Origin of the sequence: Pseudomonas sp. IT-232MI5 (assembly GCF_949767845.1) — a bacterium.
In the GTDB taxonomy this organism is placed as follows: domain Bacteria; phylum Pseudomonadota; class Gammaproteobacteria; order Pseudomonadales; family Pseudomonadaceae; genus Aquipseudomonas.
In genome coordinates this window covers 166528-182586 of record NZ_CATKQE010000059.1, presented here as the reverse complement: position 1 = coordinate 182586, position 16059 = coordinate 166528, and the positions used below count along the sequence as shown (strand labels likewise).

At 57.7% G+C, this 16059-nt stretch carries 14 protein-coding genes; 5 read left to right on the top strand and 9 right to left on the bottom strand.

The features are described from left to right. Positions 1 to 337 precede the first annotated feature (337 nt). Positions 338 to 859, bottom strand: coding sequence for a lactoylglutathione lyase (gene gloA / locus ACM6JQ_RS25700; RefSeq protein ID WP_007912219.1), 522 nt, complete (start codon positions 857 to 859; stop codon positions 338 to 340). Between the two features lie 139 nt (positions 860 to 998). On the opposite strand from gloA, the gene ACM6JQ_RS25695 reads away from it, so the two are divergent. After that, positions 999 to 1517, top strand: coding sequence for a DUF4946 domain-containing protein (locus ACM6JQ_RS25695; protein ID WP_007912218.1), 519 nt, complete (start codon positions 999 to 1001; stop codon positions 1515 to 1517). A 218-nt stretch (positions 1518 to 1735) separates the two neighbouring features. Here ACM6JQ_RS25695 and ACM6JQ_RS25690 read toward each other — a convergent pair whose 3' ends face one another. The 3 genes from ACM6JQ_RS25690 to ACM6JQ_RS25680 form a co-directional block, all read right to left on the bottom strand. Continuing rightward, the gene (locus tag ACM6JQ_RS25690; protein WP_007912217.1) at positions 1736 to 2101 is read right to left on the bottom strand and encodes a histone-like nucleoid-structuring protein, MvaT/MvaU family; all 366 of its coding nucleotides are present in this window, start codon (positions 2099 to 2101) and stop codon (positions 1736 to 1738) included. Positions 2102 to 2336: 235 nt separating this feature from the next. Then, positions 2337 to 3872 (bottom strand): EAL domain-containing protein, encoded by a 1536-nt coding sequence (locus ACM6JQ_RS25685; protein ID WP_414894895.1) that lies wholly within the window; start codon positions 3870 to 3872, stop codon positions 2337 to 2339. A 118-nt stretch (positions 3873 to 3990) separates the two neighbouring features. After that, positions 3991 to 4860: a LysR family transcriptional regulator gene (locus ACM6JQ_RS25680; protein WP_414894894.1), complete on the bottom strand. Its 870-nt coding sequence runs from the start codon at positions 4858 to 4860 to the stop codon at positions 3991 to 3993. Positions 4861 to 4938: 78 nt separating this feature from the next. Between ACM6JQ_RS25680 and ACM6JQ_RS25675 the strand changes: the two genes are divergently transcribed. Together ACM6JQ_RS25675 and hppD are read left to right on the top strand one after the other, a co-directional pair. After that, complete coding sequence (locus tag ACM6JQ_RS25675; RefSeq protein ID WP_414894893.1) at positions 4939 to 5886, top strand: DMT family transporter; 948 nt, start codon at positions 4939 to 4941, stop codon at positions 5884 to 5886. A 244-nt stretch (positions 5887 to 6130) separates the two neighbouring features. After that, positions 6131 to 7207, top strand: coding sequence for a 4-hydroxyphenylpyruvate dioxygenase (hppD, locus tag ACM6JQ_RS25670; RefSeq protein WP_016984437.1), 1077 nt, complete (start codon positions 6131 to 6133; stop codon positions 7205 to 7207). Positions 7208 to 7358: 151 nt separating this feature from the next. Here the strand turns inward: hppD and rarD are convergent, their stop codons facing one another. The 4 genes from rarD to ACM6JQ_RS25650 all read right to left on the bottom strand — a co-directional run bounded on the left by rarD (position 7359) and on the right by ACM6JQ_RS25650 (position 12645). Further along, a complete protein-coding gene (gene rarD, locus ACM6JQ_RS25665; protein ID WP_042704993.1) occupies positions 7359 to 8240 on the bottom strand; it encodes an EamA family transporter RarD in 882 nt (293 codons plus the stop codon). Between the two features lie 205 nt (positions 8241 to 8445). Next, a complete protein-coding gene (locus tag ACM6JQ_RS25660; RefSeq protein ID WP_414894892.1) occupies positions 8446 to 10551 on the bottom strand; it encodes an acyltransferase family protein in 2106 nt (701 codons plus the stop codon). A 112-nt stretch (positions 10552 to 10663) separates the two neighbouring features. Next, positions 10664 to 11677: an aldo/keto reductase gene (locus ACM6JQ_RS25655; protein ID WP_007912205.1), complete on the bottom strand. Its 1014-nt coding sequence runs from the start codon at positions 11675 to 11677 to the stop codon at positions 10664 to 10666. 68 nt (positions 11678 to 11745) lie between these two features. Continuing rightward, the gene (locus ACM6JQ_RS25650) at positions 11746 to 12645 is read right to left on the bottom strand and encodes a LysR family transcriptional regulator (protein ID WP_414894891.1); all 900 of its coding nucleotides are present in this window, start codon (positions 12643 to 12645) and stop codon (positions 11746 to 11748) included. Positions 12646 to 12743: 98 nt separating this feature from the next. Here ACM6JQ_RS25650 and ACM6JQ_RS25645 point away from each other — a divergent pair, with 98 nt between their 5' ends. Continuing rightward, a complete protein-coding gene (locus ACM6JQ_RS25645; protein WP_414894890.1) occupies positions 12744 to 13112 on the top strand; it encodes a hypothetical protein in 369 nt (122 codons plus the stop codon). A gap of 315 nt (positions 13113 to 13427) precedes the next feature. Here the strand turns inward: ACM6JQ_RS25645 and ACM6JQ_RS25640 are convergent, their stop codons facing one another. After that, entirely contained in the window at positions 13428 to 14738 is a 1311-nt protein-coding gene (locus ACM6JQ_RS25640; RefSeq protein WP_007912199.1) for an MFS transporter, read from the bottom strand. A 171-nt stretch (positions 14739 to 14909) separates the two neighbouring features. Between ACM6JQ_RS25640 and ACM6JQ_RS25635 the strand changes: the two genes are divergently transcribed. After that, a complete protein-coding gene (locus ACM6JQ_RS25635) occupies positions 14910 to 16031 on the top strand; it encodes a sugar diacid recognition domain-containing protein (RefSeq protein WP_414894889.1) in 1122 nt (373 codons plus the stop codon). Positions 16032 to 16059 lie beyond the last annotated feature (28 nt).

Sequence of the window (16059 nt, the reverse complement as noted above, 5' to 3'; positions counted from 1 at the left end):
TGGGTTTTTTATTGCGCGTGAAAAGCTGCCCCTCACCCCAGCCCTCTCCCGAAGGAGAGGGGGCCGACCGAGGTGTCTGGCGTTTTCCATCGACCTGAAAGCGCCAGTCGATTATGGATACAGCGCCAGCCGTTAAAGTCGGTGAACCTGCGCAATATCCCCCAATCAGCCCCTCTCCCTGTGGGAGAGGGAGCCGGCCGAGAAGTGGTGCGTCGACTTGTAAGACCTAATCGATTATGGATTCAACGCCAATCGTTCAAGTCGGTGTAACTCTGCAATATCCCCCAATCAGTTCCCTCTCCCCCAGGGAGAGGGCTAGGGTGAGGGGCTTTTGTTTTTACAGCGGCGCAGGCTGAATAATCTCGACCCAGTAACCATCCGGATCCTTGATGAACGCCAGGCTTTTCATGCGGCCATCGCTCAGACGCTTCTGGAAGTCGCAGCCCAGTTCTTCAAAACGCGCACAGGCCGAGACAATATCCGGCACCGAAATGCAGATATGGCCAAAACCACGTGGGTCGGTATTGCCGTTGTGATAAGCGAAATCGGCGTCGTTCTCAGTGCCGTGGTTGTGAGTCAGTTCCAGAATGCCTGGAATCGACTTCATCCACTCGGTGCGAGCCGCTGCGTCAGCCGGGATCTGTGCCTTGTCGACCAGCGCGAGGAAGTACAGGCTGAACTCGGCTTCCGGGAAGTCGCGCTTCTCAACCAGCGAGAAACCCAGCACGCGAGTGTAGAAGTCCAGGGATTGGGTGATGTCTTTGACGCGCAACATGGTGTGGTTGAAGACGAAGTTGCGGGTTGCGCTGTCTGGGGTGGCAGTGACGCCGGGGAAAGTGTTGAGTTCGTGCAGGCTCATGGGCCCTCCAATAACTATGGGCGAGTGAATGGGCGCAATGATACGCATGCCTGTCGGCATCGCCAAATGAAAGGGCAGGCTTGCCCTGCGTGCGGGCGAGCCTCAGACTTTACCGCTCAATCTGTGAGTGCGCCCGGCAATGATCCGACTGTTCAAATCCCTGTTTGTTTTTTCTTTTTTGTCGCTGGTGGCGGTGTGCGCGTCGGCGGACGAACCGAGCATCACCTGGCCGGCCGGCTGGGAAGTCGAGGCGCTGCCTCCGGTGACGGCACAGGTTTCCCGTCAGCGAGCGGTGAAGAATGATGCCAATGGCAATCAGGTGATGGTGATGGAATTGACCATGACTCAGGTTGAGAAGGGCCACCAGGTCAATTTGCAGGGCGTGCTGCTGGAAATGCGCAAGTCGATACAGAAAGACTTCTTCCAGGGCGGCTACCAAAGCGTCTGCAACAAAGTGCATGCGGCGACGCTGGGTTCTTTGTCGGCGCTGGAAACCACTTGCACGATCACCGAAAACGGTCGGCATGTGTTGTCGCAAACCCTGGTAGCGGCGGTAGAGGCGGACAAGGCTTATGTTCTTTCCTACGCCGGGCAAGCTGAGGTTTATAAGGCGAGCGCAGACGAGATAGTGGCGGCGAGAAACAGCTTGAAACTTTAAGCCGCTGTACTCTTCACGGCGAAGGTTAGATACCCGAAGGGATTAAGTACAAAGTTTAACGTGGGTCATGATCGTAACATCGCGCAGCAAAATGTTTGGCGTCTGGCTCAGCAACGTTACAGAAAACTCGAAACTTCTTCGATGAAATTCATTTCATTTGTTAGATATTGTCAATAAAAAAGCCCTGCATGATGCAGGGCTTTTTGGTTGGCGAGGGATTAACCGCGCAACCAGGAGTCAACGGTGGCAGCACCGTATTGTTCCTTCCAGGCTTTCAGGCCGCGGTGGTTGCCGCCCTTGGTTTCGATCAGTTCACCGGTGTGCGGGTTGTGATAAACCTTGACCACGCGAGCGCGGCGGGTTTTAGGCGCTGCAGAGGTCTGCAGACCGGATTTTGCCGGGTTCGGATCGAGGATGGCGATGATGTCTTTCAGGCCTTTGCCGTAGGTTTTCATCAGCCCCTGGAGCTTTTCTTCGAATTCGATTTCTTTCTTGAGCCCGGCATCGTTCTTCAGCGATTCCAGCTGCTTGAGCTGTTCCTGAAGGGCCTTTTCAGCTGCACGAAATTCAGCGAGTCTGGACAATATCTTTACTCCAATAGTGTGTTTGGCTGATACCAACCGCAAACAAAGCTAATAAGCCAAGAGCCTTGAAGCGACTCGGTGATAAATGGCTCACCTGCCAATCTTGCTCAGGTTGAAAAAATTGTAGTAGTTAATGCGCCAAGAGTAAATCCTGATGTTGTCTTCATGTAACAACAGCGGTCTTTTGTATCAATTTGGTGCGCCTGATCGGGACGCTCGTCTTAATCCGGCTTAGTTAATGGTGAGTTAATGCGCTGATGAACTCCGCGGCCGGCATCGGTTTGCCGAACAGGTAGCCTTGCAGAAAGTTGACGTGATGTGCAGTCAGATAATCGGCTTGCGCCTGAGTTTCGACACCTTCGGCAACAATACCCAGATCAAGCTTGGCCGACAGTTCGATAATGGTATCGAGAATGTGTCGGGACAGCGCATCGACGCCGATCATGGCGACGAAACTCTGATCGATCTTGAGGAAATCCACATTGAATTTGCGCAAGTAGCCGAGGCTTGAATGACCGGTACCGAAGTCGTCAATCGCGATCTTCACGCCCAGTGCATGCAGTTGCTCGAACAGTTGCCGGGTGATGTCGGTCGGCTCGATCAATTCGCGCTCGGTCAACTCCAACACCAGGCTGACGCTGTCGGGCACGAACGCGGCGAGAAACGCCCGGCAGTCCTCCACCAGTTCCAGATCCTTGCAATGGCTCGCGGTGATATTGATGCCGATATGAAAGGGCGGGGTGAACGTTGATGACAGCGGTCCCAGCAGCGCAGCGGTTTGTTGCATCAAGGCGCGGGTCATCGGCACGATCAACCCCGAATGCTCGGCGAATGGAATAAACAGGTCCGGGCGCACCAGTCCTTCTTTGGGGTGAGTCCAGCGCATCAGCACTTCGGCCCCCGACCACATCTTGCTGTCGCCATGCACCACGGGCTGAAAGTAAGGAATGAATTCGCCTGCCTCGAGCGCCCGAAGCATCTCGTGGCTCGGAGACGTCGAGCGCTTCTGCAAGACATGGCCGATGGCACCCGAGACCACGCCAAAAAAGATCAGCAGACTGAACAGCGGCGGGTATTCATCGGCCATGTAGCGCCAGGTTTCGCCCTCGGGAAATCCCGCAGAAACGCTGAACGCATAACGCGAAGAATCGAGTGTGTGTTGTGCTATCGGCAACGCGGGCAGGGCGCCAGTGTGTACTTTGCCGTCGGCCGACAGCCAGTTGTCGCCCACTTGCAGCACCAGCAACATGTGCCGGCCGATCAGCCGCAACATGTTGCTCAGATGATAGCCGTCGAGTGTCGTCAGGGCGCCGCCGCGACCTTCGCTGAGTCGATAGACCAGCAGAGCGGTGTTGGGTGTTACCGGGTTGCCATTCATCAGCCACAACTTGCCCTGGTTGTAGTCGCCCGCGTTGACGGCTTCCTTGAAGTCGCCAAACAACGAACTGCAATAGAGGTTGTCGTCCCACACCAGATTGGTCGAGCGCACGAACGGGCGACGGGTCACTTGCTCGCGCAGGGCGAGCTTGACGTTCTCACAAGTCTGGCCGGCCAGAGGCAGCAATTCACGGGCGGCCTGGGCCGTGTTGTCGAGCATCAATTCGAATTGGCGCAACGCCTCTTTCGCAGTCTGTTGTGAACCTTGTTCCAGCGTGCGTTCGGCCTGCACGTAGAGAATTACGCTGCCCATCAGCACCGGAAGCAAGCCACTGAGCAGTGTGACGACGATGCGGGCGCTGCTTTTGCGGCGGGGTCTGGCGGTCAACGGCATGGGCGCATCCTGTCGCGGTGGAGTGGGGCTCTCGAATGCAGGCCGGATAACGGCGCGCCGCTGAAAATCACATCAGCCAGAAGGGAGGATAGATGGCAGAAGGCGCTTGCGCTGCTCATCAAAGATTCATCCGCGACGCCACTTCGATAAAGGCCAGGGTGGCGGGAGAGGCCTGGCGCTGATCGAGGACGGCAAGTCCGACCTGGCGCTGCACGGCGGGCAACAACGGCTTTTTCACGTAGTGAGACGTTGCTTCCTCCGGCAATGAGCCTTCGGCAACAATCGTGATGCCATCGCCACGGCTGACGGTGTCGAGGGTGCTGAGCAGTTGCGAGCAGCGATAGCGAATATTCGGTTGCAAGCGCGCGGCCATGAACAGCTGCGATACCAGTTCTGAAGAACCCGCCTCGGTGAGCACGAACGGGTCGTCGCACAAGTCCTTGAGAGTCAATGCCGATCGCGCTGCCAGCGGATGACCTACAGGGAGCAGGGCAACCATCTGGTCTTCGATCAGCGCAAATGTGTGGAAGCGATCTTGGGGCAGCACCACAAAACCGATGTCGATCCGCCGCTCTTCGAGCCACTGGGTCACTTGTCGATCGGGTCCTTCATCGATGTGCACCTCGATGCCCGGATGCGCCTCTCGATAACGCCGCAAAATATTGGGCAACAGTTTGATCGACGATGTTGGTCCGAACGAGCCGATGCGCAAGGTGCCGCTTTTCATACCGCGCGCATCGGCGGCTTCCTGACGCAAGGTGTTGGCCAGACCGAGCATGGCGCGGGCGCGCAGCAACAGTTGCTCGCCGATATCGCTGAGTTCCACTGTCGACTGGTGCCGACGCAGCAGCTCGACGCCGAGTTCTTGCTCCAGCGCTTTCATCGCATGGGATACCGCCGACTGTGAAATCCCCAGCCGATGCGCCGCGAGGGTGAAACCGCGCAGTTCGGCGACCAGCGAGAAGATCTCCAGTTGGGTGAGGGTCATGAGTATTTGCTCATTTTACGATGATGGGGAATGAGGTGAATGATACGGCATTCCTCAAGTTCCCGGGTCTGGAGCGTTATGCGCAATGTCGAACAGCTGCACACAACATCGTCGGATATTCCCGTTTACCTGACACTGGCGGTGGTCACCATGATCTGGGGCGGGACCTTTGTCGCCGGACGTTTCCTGGCCGGCAGCCTGAGCCCAATGTTCGCCGCCAGCCTGCGCTTCTTGCTGGCCAGTGCGGCGTTGCTGGGCTTTTTGTGGCTGGCGCGGATCCCCTTGGCGCGACCGACCCCAAGGCAGTGGCTGCAACTGATGCTATTGGGATTCTTCGGGATCTTCTTCTACAACCTGTGCTTCTTTTACGGCCTGCAATACATCAACGCGTCGCGGGCTTCGTTGATCGTCGCGTTGAACCCGGCGGTGATCGGTCTGGCCTCATGGTGGTTGTTCAAAGAACGCTTGAGGCGGGTGAAAGTCGCCGGAATCGCCACCTGTATTGTTGGCGCTGGTCTAGTGATCGTCAGCCGTAATCCGCAATTACTGGCTGCAACGCCTGACGCATGGATCGGTGATCTGTTGATCCTCGGCTGTGTGCTGGGATGGGGTGTTTACTCGTTGTTTTCCCGTGAATTGAATCAGACGCTGGGGCCGGTGCAGACCGTGACGTATTCGATCCTGATCGGCACGCTCATGTTGTGGGTTGTGGCGGCTGTGCGCGGCGAACTGTGCTGGGAGGCGCTGGATGATCTGGGGCTGCCGCAATGGCTGAGCCTGACCTACCTCGGCGTCCTCGGCTCGGCGCTGGCCTACATCGGCTATTACCACGGCATCCGCAAAATCGGCGCGACGCGCAGCGGGGTGTTTATCGCGCTGAACCCGTTGACGGCCGTGGTCTTCGGCGCAGTGTTGCTGGACGAACACCTGACATTGGCCATGTATGGAGGTGGCGCAATGATCCTGACGGGCATTTACCTGTGCAACAAACCCCTTGCACCGGGCGCCAGAAAGCGGATTTTATAGAGAGAGCAGACAAGCCTATTTACGCTGTGTAGAATCGGGTTACGCATACAATAATAATCGTCTTCTGGCAGCAGAAGCCTCGCCCGCAAGAGCCTTGGGTCGACAATGAAGATATTCGGGTTTCAACTGATCTACGGTGACTTCCTCGCCCGCAGTGTGCGTGGCATCTCCTGTGCGCCACCCACCGACCTCGCAGACTGACAAATAACCCAGGTTAATTTGATAAGAATGATGAGGCGTCACCATGACAGATTTATACGAAAACCCAATGGGCCTGATGGGCTTTGAATTCATCGAGCTGGCATCGCCGGTGCCGGGCACCCTGGAGCCGATCTTCGAGATCATGGGCTTCACCAAAGTCGCGACCCACCGCTCCAAGAACGTGCACCTGTACCGTCAGGGCGCGATCAATCTGATCCTCAACAACGAACCCAACAGCGTTGCGTCGTACTTCGCTGCCGAGCACGGCCCGTCCGTTTGCGGCATGGCGTTCCGCGTCAAGGATTCGCAAAAAGCCTACAACCGCGCACTGGAACTCGGCGCTCAGCCGATCCACATCGAAACCGGTCCGATGGAGCTGAACCTGCCGGCGATCAAAGGCATTGGCGGCGCGCCGCTGTACCTTATCGACCGTTTCGGCGAAGGCAGCTCGATCTACGACATCGACTTCGTGTTTATCGAAGGCGTTGATCGCAACCCGGTCGGTGCCGGCCTGAAAATCATCGACCACCTGACCCACAACGTGTATCGCGGTCGCATGGCCTACTGGGCGAACTTCTACGAGAAGCTGTTCAACTTCCGCGAGATCCGTTACTTCGACATCAAAGGCGAATACACCGGCCTGACTTCGAAAGCGATGACCGCACCGGACGGCATGATCCGCATCCCGCTGAACGAAGAGTCGTCCAAAGGCGCGGGCCAGATCGAAGAGTTCCTGATGCAGTTCAACGGCGAGGGCATCCAGCACGTTGCGTTCCTCACTGACGACCTGATCAAGACCTGGGATCAGTTGAAGAAGATCGGCATGCGCTTCATGACCGCGCCGCCGGACACCTACTACGAAATGCTCGAAGGCCGTCTGCCGAACCATGGCGAGCCGGTTGATCAACTGCAATCGCGTGGCATCCTGCTCGACGGCGCCTCGGAGCAGGGCGACAAGCGTCTGCTGCTGCAGATCTTCTCGGAAACCCTGATGGGCCCGGTGTTCTTCGAATTCATCCAGCGCAAAGGCGATGATGGTTTCGGCGAAGGCAACTTCAAGGCTCTGTTCGAGTCGATCGAACGCGATCAGGTGCGTCGTGGTGTGCTTGCCACCGAGTAATCGGCCACTGAAATGAAAAATCCCGGCCTGCAGCGATGCAGAGCCGGGATTTTTTTGAAGATCAAAAGATCGCGGCCCGAGCCTGCGGCAGCTCCTACAGGGAAAATGCATTCCAAATGTAGGAGCTGCCGAAGGCTGCGATCTTTTGCTTTTAAGGGCGGCGTTGCCGCGTCAGGTGTTTGAAGCCTTCGAAGATCAGCACCACAACCGCCAGCCAGATCGGAATATACGTCAGCCATTCCCCGGACTTGATGCTCTCACCGAGCAACAACGCCACGCCAAGCAACAGCACCGGCTCAACATAACTCAACAGGCCAAACAGACTGAACGGCAGCAATCGGCTGGCAATGATGTACACCACCAGCGCCGATGCACTGATCAGGCCGAGCAGCGGGATCAGCCACATCAGCCCCGGGTATTGATCAAACACGCCCAAGCCTTGCTCGCCGCCCTGCACAAACCACCAGGCGACCGGCAGCATCAGCGTCATATCCACCCACAATCCGCCGAGGTGGTCGGTTTTCAGGTATTTGCGCAGGACGAAATACAGTGGATAGCCGACCACGACCACCAGTGTCGCCCAGGAAAAACCGCCGACCTGATATAGCTCATTGAGCACGCCCAAACTGGCGAAGAACACTGCAATTTTCTGCAAATAAGACAGACTTTCTCCGTAGGCAATCCGTCCGGTCAGGACCATCGCCAGCGGCAGCAGAAAGTAGCCCAGCGACACGTCGAGGCTGTAGCCGTTGAGCGGCGCCCACATGAACAGCCACAGTTGCACACCGAGCAGGGCAGCCGAGACGCTCAACCCGGCGACCAGTTTTGGCTTTGCCGCGACCACACGAACCAGCTCCAGCACCCGCCGCCATTCCCCGGACACCAGCATGAACACGGTCATGCACGGCACGGTCAGCAGCATCCGCCAGCCGAAAATCTCTACGCCACTCAACGGTGTGAGCAACGAGGTGTAGTAATACATGACGGCAAACAGCACCGAGGCTGAAACCGATAGAGCGATACCTTTAGACAAACTGTCCTCGCGGGGGTTGATGGTCAAACGGGGCGCGAAGGATACGTGGTTTTTGTGCTGAATATTGGGCAAATGCTCAATATTCTTCACACACATTCCCCTGTATGAGCTGCCGCAGGCTGCGATCTTTGATCTCGCCTTTGAAAGTCGAAAGATCGCAACCTGCGGGCGTTCCTCCACAAGCGTAGTCAGTGGCAGGAAAACATCACTGAGCAACCTTCAACGGATTACCGAAGCGCTTGAGGTACATCTCGCCGAACTTGTAAGAGGCATAATCGGTGACGTGACCAATATCACGATAGACCGGCAAACCGTCGACGGTGGTCATGCAGGCGGCGTCTTTGCACTGCACGATTTTCGGGTCAATGACGATCAAGTCGGGATATTCAGCCTTCAGATCATTGAAGAGTTTTTCCAGTACCGGCTCTTTGGCACCTGACCATGGCGCCGTGGCGCAGAGGTTGCTTTGCTCGACACTGCCCATCAAACCGCGCAACTTGACCTGTTGCAGCAGGCAGGTGTTGATCCCCTCAGGCATAGGCAGCGTGTTCTCGAGAAGGACTGGAGTAGCACCGGATTCGACAATGATATCCAGAGACTTGCGGATCGCTGTGCCGAGACGTTGTCTTGACAGTTCCGGGCTGCGCGGGTCATCGAGTTTGGTGACGATGTCATCGTCGAGATAGGCCTCCCAGAACTGACCCACGATCACATACTTGAAATGCCGCTTCGCGATCATGTCGTAATAGCGTTGAGCGGCGTTGTGGCATTTTTGATACAGCCCGTTGGTGTATTTACTCGCGTCATAGAGGTAGATCCCGGGCAAGGCCAGGCACGCCGGATAGCCCTGTGTGAGCACGGCAAGATTGGCATCCTTGGCCAATGTTTCAACAAAGCCCCAGTAATGATTCGAAAACGAATCGCCCATCAGCAGTATTTGCGGTGCAGCCTGTGCGGCGCCCGATATGCAGCCAGGATCGGCGCCATCGCTGACACCCAGGCATCCCTCGCGAGTGGCCGGAACAGACGCTTTCAAACCGTTGAACACGTCGTTGTAGCCTTGGTTGAAGCGGTTCGGCCAGCCTTCTTGTCTGACGCTGGCCGCGTGGAGCAGCGACAGGCCGATTGCCGGCACGATCATCAGCACGACCAGGGTTTTGGCAAAGCCGAGCCTGGCCTTTCGAAAGCGGTTCTCGATCAACACATAGCAGAGCCAGGCCGTGACGAACGTGGAGACGAAGTAAACGATCGTCATCGGCGGGGTGAGCGCGATGCCCATGTAACTCATCACCGCCAGGATCGGCCAGTGCCACAAGTACAAGGAGTACGAGAGCGTGCCGATAAACACCAGGGGTTTGAACGCAAGCAGTTTTGAAGTGATGCTCGCATCGCCAACACCCTGGAACAGTAGGGCTGCCGTTGCGAGGCACACGGCAATGGCGTGATATCGCGGAAAGCCCGGCAGGATATCTTCCAGGGTGGCGCAGTAGATGATCGTCGCCAGCGAAAGCGCGCAGACCAGCGTGGCGCTCAGGCGATTGAGCCTGAACGTGTCCGTGCTGAAGATGACCGCACAAGAGCCAATCATCAATTCGAAAATTCGCGCGGTGAAGAAGTAATAGTTTTTTTCAGGAGCCGTGTAAGACAGGTACAGCGCGAGCGCCATTGCCGCCAGGGTCAAGCCGAGCACCGCTGCTTTGAAAAGGCTTTTCGCCAGATAACGGTAGAGCAACCAGAGGCCCAGTGGCAGCGCCAGGTACCACTGCCATTCGATGGCCAGCGACCAGGTGTGCAAGAGCGGCAGACTGGCCGCATCGGGCGTGGCGTAACCCGTGGTGACTTTGGAAAAGTACTGGTTGGAGATGATCAGCGACGTGTATTTCTCGCTTTTGAGAAAGTCCACATAGTCATCGGGCAAGTACAGCAACGTTGTGACAATCAGCGTTACGACCAGCAACGCAATCACGGCCGGTTGCAAGCGCCAGATGCGCCGCGTGTAGAACCCCGAGAAAGTGAACGTGCCGTTGTTCAGCGACTTCATGATGATTGCGGTGGTCAGATAACCCGAGATCACGAAGAAGATATCGACGCCAATAAACCCGGACGGGAAGAACGCCAGGCCGCCGTGAAAAATCAGCACCAACAACACTGCGATTGCGCGCAGCCCATCGATATCCGCACGGTAATCAATCGAAGGTTTGCGATCCACCGCAGTTGCGGTCGCTGCCGGCGCAGGAAGCTTATCGGCAAACAGTTTGAACAGCAGCCCGCGCAAAGGCTTCCTGGTTACCTCAACGGGGCGATTGAGCATGTATTAAATCCCTGGTTATTTCTGAACGCTCAATCAAATCATCCGTTTGATCGCGCTTGCTTCAACGAAAAACAGCCGATTGTATCGGCTGTTGCTGGACAAGGGAAAACGCTTAAACCAGATGCGGTTTACGCCCCGACACAAAATGACTGACATCGTTGAATCCCGGCGTCGATGCATGGCCCGGCGTCACCAGCGAATCGATGAAAGCCTCATCGGCTGCGGTGATCTTCACGGTCTGTGCCTTGGTATACGCATCCCATTGCGCTTCGGTGCGCGGCCCGACAATCGCCGACGTCACGGCACTGTTGTTCAACACCCAGGCAATCGCAAACTCCACCATCCCGACGCCGCGCTGTTCGGTGTACTGCTGAATCTGCTGGGCAATGCGCAGTGATTCCACGCGCCACTCGGTTTCCAGAATGCGTTTGTCCTGACGCCCGGCGCGGCTGTTGGCGTCCGGCTGCACATCCGGCGCGTATTTGCCGCTGAGCACGCCACGGGCCAGCGGACTGTAAGGCACCACACCCAAGCCGTAGGTTTGCGCCGCGGTGATCTGCTCGGTCTCGGCCTGACGGTTGACGATGTTGTACAACGGCTGGCTGATCACCGGGCGGTCCACGCCGAGTTTATCGGCGATGCGAATCACCTCGGCAATCCGCCAGCCGCGATAGTTCGACAAACCCCAATAACGAATCTTGCCCTGACGAATCAGATCGCCAATCGCCGAAACGCTCACTTCCAGCGGCGTGTTGTGGTCTTCGCGGTGCAGGTAATAAATGTCGAGATAGTCCGTGCCGAGCCGGGTCAGGCTGGCATCGATGCCATTGAAAATGTGTTTGCGGCTCAAACCGCTGCGATTCGGCACACCGTCCACCGGGCCGAAACCGACCTTGGTTGCCAGCACCCACTCATGCCGATGACGGGCAATCGCTTCACCGACGATCTCTTCGGAACGGCCGTTGGTGTAGACGTCGGCGGTGTCGATGAAATTGATGCCCTGATCCCAGGCCTTGTCGATGATACGCAGCGAATCCTCAGCGCTGGTCTGCTCGCCAAACATCATCGTGCCAAGGGTGAGGGTGGACACCTGCAAGCCCGAGTGCCCGAGTGTGCGAAAGCTCATGCCGAAATCCTTTTGTCGGTGGGAAAGGGTTAATCAAATACCAGAAGCGTGCGATGCGGCAAAGTGAATTATTGGCTCAATGCTGCGCAGCGCTGTTGCAGAAACGCCTGCAACACCCTTACCCGTTCCGACACCTGCACCCGATGCGGACAGAGCAAATTGAACGGCGCACTTTCGCCGTGCCAGTCATCAAACAACGTCACTAACCGCCCAGCGCGGACATCTTCAGCAATGTCGAGCCAAGCCTTGTACGCGATGCCATGCCCGGCCAGCGCCCAGCGGCGGGCGACTTCGCCGTCGTCGCTGAGGTAGTCGCCGTGGACTTCGACTTCCAGCGTTTCATCGCCGCGGCTGAAACGCCAGCTGTTATATGGCCGGCCATTGCGTAGATAGAGCAGGGCGCTGTGCTCGCTTAGTTCGCCGGGATGTTGCGGGGTGCCACGGCGTGCCAGATAGTCAGGGCTGGCGCAGGCGACGCGGCGGTGTTGCGGCAGAATCGGCAACGCTACCAGCGTCGAATCGCTCGGTACGCCAAAGCGCAGCGCTACATCGACGGTCTCGCGGAACAGATCGGCGTGGCGGTCGTTGAGCAGCAGTTGCAGCTGAACATTCGGATGTTCACGCTTGAAATCGTCGAGCCACGGCAACAACACGTTGCGCCCGAAGTCCGACGGTGCGGCCAGTTGCAACACGCCGCTCAGGCCTTCGTTTTGCTGCTTGATTGCCTGTTCGCCCTCGGCCAGCGCCGCCAGTGCCAGGCGCACGCTTTCAAGATAACGCCGGCCTTCTTCAGTCAGACGAATGCTGCGGGTGGAGCGTGCGAACAAACGGATACCGAGCCGGGTTTCCAGGCGCTTCAACGCAATACTGGCGGCGGCCGGGGTCAGCTCCAGCGCGCGAGCGGCAGCGGAAATGCTGCCGGCATCGGCGACACGGACGAAGATCTCCAGATCGAGAATCGAGCTCATTGCTAAAAATCCTTTAAAGATCTTTGCGTTTTTGCGGGATTTTTTCGTGATTGGCAAGGATGGATACTGCAATCAATCAATAATCGCAGGAGAGGCGCATGACCTGGACATTCGATCACCTGGCCTTCAATACCGCTGACGGGCAGAGCTTGCAGGACGATTTCGCCAAGTTGCTCGGGCTCAAGCCGGGCCGGCGACCGCCGTTTCCGTTTCCCGGGCGTTGGCTGTATCAGGATGAACATGCCGTGGTGCATGTGATTGAGCGGCCGTTGCCGGATGACACGGAATTGAGCCACATCGCGTTTCGTACTGATGAGCCGGCGGAAACGATTTTGCAGCGGGTGCGTGAGAGTGGATTGCCGTATCAATTGGCGCAGGTACCGGGCGATGGGATTGCGCAGATTTTTGTGCAAATGCCGGGTGGTCTGGTGATTGAGCTGGACGCCAAAGCGCAGCCCTCACCCTAACCCTCCCGAAATGTCGGACCGCCCGAAGGGAGAGGGGACTGACCGAGGTGCTTGAACTAGGTGCGCCGACGTGCAATACCGAGTCGAACTCAAATCTTGAAAAGCACCAAAATCGGCTCCCTTTCCCCGAGTCGAACTCAGGTCTTGAAAAGCCCACAGATCGGCTCCCTTTCCCCCTCGCCCCGTTGGGGGCGGTCCGACGTTTCGGGAGGGCTGGGGTGAGGGGGAAAAGATCTCCAGAACACCACAAAACCCAAGTCGGACACCCAATAAAAAACGGCCCTGAAAAAGGCCGTTCTACTCGGCATCAAAAACTCAAGCCCGCAACGTCCGCGTCATGCGCAACGCCAGCAAACTCCCGCCAACAATCACCCCCGCCAGCAGATACAGCGCGGCATCGGTCGAACCGGTGCTGTCCTTGACCCAACCCACCAGATACGGACTGAGGAACCCAGCCATCTGCCCCATCGAGTTGATCAACGCCAGCCCACCGGCCGCAGCACCCGCGCTCAACATCGCCGTCGGCACCGGCCAGAACATCGGCAGACCGGTCAGCGCGCCCATGGTGGCAATGGTCAGACCGAGAATCGCAATCGCCGGGTTAGCCGCGAAGTTCACCGCAATCACCAGACCGATCGCGCCCATCAACATCGGCACCACCAAGTGCCAGCGACGCTCCTTGCGCAAGTCTGCCGAACGCCCGACCACCAGCATGAACACCGCCGCCAGCAAATACGGAATCGCACTCAGCCAGCCGATCACCAGGTTATCGCTGAAGCCGAGGTTCTTGATGATCGACGGCAGCCAGAAGTTGATCGCGTACACGCCACTCTGGATGCAGAAATAGATCAGGCCAAACGCCCAGATCGCCGGGTTCTTGAACACCGCCAGCAGCGAGTCGGACGTAGTCTTCGGCTTGTTCGCCAAATCTTCCGCCTGATCCGCTTCGAGCACGGCGCGCTCATGCGGGCTCAGCCATTTGGCGTTGGCGAAGCTGTCGCTCAGGAGGAAATAGGCGAGGGCGCCGAGAATGACGGTAGGAATGCCTTGCAGCAGAAACATCCACTGCCAGCCCGCCAAACCACCTTGCCCTGCGGCGAAGTGATTGAGAATCCAGCCAGAGAACGGACTACCGAGCAATCCGGAAACCGGGATCGCCGACATGAACAACGCCATGATCCGGCCACGGCGGAAGGTCGGGAACCACTGCGAGAGGTACAACACGACGCCCGGGAAGAACCCGGCTTCGGCCGCACCGGTGAACAGGCGCAGCGTGTAGAACTCGGTCGGGGTGGTGACGAACAACAGGCAGGTCGACAGCGTGCCCCAAGTGATCATCATTACCGCGATCCAGCGCCGTGGGCCGAATTTGGTCAACGCCAGATTGCTCGGCACGCCACACAGCACGTAGCCGATAAAGAAGATACCGGCCCCGAGGCCGTACACGGTTTCGCTGAATTTCAGGGCGTCGAGCATCTGCAGTTTGGCAAATCCAACGTTGACCCGGTCGAGGTAGTTGAACAAGTAGCAGATGAAAATGAAGGGGATCAAACGCAGGGTGATGCGTTTGTAGACGGCGTTTTTATCGTCATCGATGGTCTGGGTAGCTGCGGCGCTGTGCGACATAGCGGCTCTCTCTTTATTATGATTTTTTGCGATGCAAAGGGTAACGTTGATCGCCCCGAGAGTCTCGGCCACCTTTGGCCGGATTGTCTTTGTGCCTGAGCACAGGGTTTGCCGCCAGACCCTGTGCGGGTGAACAACCGACTGCCGCGTTTTTCAAGGATCTTGCCCATCATGTTTGAACTCGATCACGACCTCGCCCAGGACATCGTCGACCGGGCCATGGCCATTTTGCCCTACAACGTCAATGTCATGGACAGCCAGGGGCTGATCCTCGGCAGCGGCGAACCGGAGCGTATCAACACCCGTCACGAGGGCGCGCAACTGGTGCTGGCCAACGGTCGCGTGGTAGAGATCGACGCGCAAACGGCAGTGCATTTGAAAGGCGTGCAACCGGGCATCAACCTGCCGCTTTTGCTCGATCAGCGCTTGATCGGCGTGCTCGGGATTACCGGTGAACCGGAGCAGCTGCGCACGTACGCAGAGCTGGTGCGCATGACCGCCGAAATGCTCGTCGGCCAGCGCAATCAACAGGCCGAGCAGCAATGGCGGCGTCAGCGTTGCGATGATCTGTTGGCGTTGCTGTTGAGCGAGGCGGGTGACTCGCCGCGACTGCTTGATGAGGCGCAGCAACTCGGACTCAAACCGCAATTGACGCGGGTGCCGTATCTGTTCGAGCTGGGCCTTGAACATGGGCCGGGGCAAACCGTCGAGGCGCTGAGTGCCTGGCTGATGTCGCGTTATCCCGATAGTTGGTGCGTGAGTTCGGCGAAGTCATCGCTGCTGTGGTGCCGCCCGGCGAATCAGACCGTCGAGCACGACCGCTTGCTGGAGAAGCTCGACGGTCTGGGCTGGAAGGTGCTGCGTATTGCCGTCGGCGGGCAGGCGGATGGACTGGCCGGGTTACGTCGGTGTTATCGGCGGGTTGGTGATTTGCTCGCCTATGGCCGGGAAGTGTTGCCGCACTCGCGATTGCTGACGTTGAACCGTTATCGCTTGCCGGTGATGTTGTGGCGGCATCGCAATGACGATGCGCTGGACGAATTGCTTAAACCGTTGCGCAAGGTGATCGCCAAGGACGGCAACGGCCAGTTGCTGGCGACGCTGCGCAGTTGGTGCGAGCACGATGGCCAGAGTCAGGCGTGTGCCGATGCGTTGGGGATTCATCGCAACAGTTTGCGTTATCGGATGGAGCGGATTGCTGAACTGAGTGGGGTTGATCCGTTGCGGCTCGATGGGATGTTGGCGCTTTATCTTGGGGTGCAGCTGTTACCCCAGACAGATCTGTCGGCATGAGGTGATTTTGAGGCCGCCATCGCTGGCA